The organism is Clostridium gallinarum, from assembly GCF_014836325.1.
Lineage (GTDB): Bacteria > Bacillota > Clostridia > Clostridiales > Clostridiaceae > Clostridium > Clostridium gallinarum.
In genome coordinates this window covers 1-946 of record NZ_JACSQZ010000134.1, presented here as the reverse complement: position 1 = coordinate 946, position 946 = coordinate 1, and the positions used below count along the sequence as shown (strand labels likewise).

At 28.4% G+C, this 946-nt stretch carries 1 protein-coding gene; it reads left to right on the top strand.

The window, feature by feature from the left end; translation table 11 throughout:
* Positions 1 to 915: transposase (locus H9660_RS16135; protein WP_191751389.1), on the top strand; the 915-nt coding region annotated here is incomplete at its 5' end.
* Positions 916 to 946: the final 31 nt, after the last annotated feature.

Sequence of the window (946 nt, the reverse complement as noted above, 5' to 3'; positions counted from 1 at the left end):
ATTAAACCTAGAATGAGAATTACTAATGAGTTTGATGAAAAAATATTAAAGATTGCAAGCAATTTATCTTATTCTAATACTTCTGATTCTATTGAATTGTTACTTAATGAGAAAATAAGTGCTACAACAGTTAGAAATAAGATTAATAGTATAGCTGAATCAATAAAAATTTCACCTACACAATGTAACTATGAAACTATTCTTGTAGATGGAACTAAAGTAAACGCTAGCGGAGCTCCTAGAGGTATTGATGTTCATTTAGCATTAGCACCTACGGGGGCGGAATTAATAGATGGTAGAAAATATAATACTAAGCAACTTATAGGTCTATCAGTATCAAATAATACAAAATCAATAAAAAGACAACTTAAAAGAGTTAAATGCAGTAATGTTATTTCTGACGGTGATGTTCAGTATAATAACCTATTAGAACAGGTATATCCAACCGCAAACCATAAACGCTGTTTGTGGCATATTCCTCATACTCTTAAACATCTTTTATATTTTGAAAAGATGCCAGTAGATGAACGAGTGGTGCTATCATCATATTTATCTAAAATATTAAAAGAGAGCAATTTCATAAAAGCCCAACATTTATATATTGATTTAATGTATTGGTTTAAAAGTATGAAAATGATTAATATTTATAATTATTTGTATAACGCTTATAATAAAATATTTATTAACGAAAAGGAATGGAATATTAAAAATAATATAATTACTACAAGTCTTATAGAACGTGAAATGCGTGAGATAAATAGGCGTACCGATATCGGTTGTCGTTGGAGCGAAGCAGGTGTTGAAAATTTACTTAAGATAAGATTAGTACAAAAATATTCTCCTCATAACTGGAAGGAATACTTTCCAACTATAAGGAGAAACAATATTAATATTACAGCAACAATATGCAATTAATTTTAAATGTCACAAAAAGCTTGCACTATCA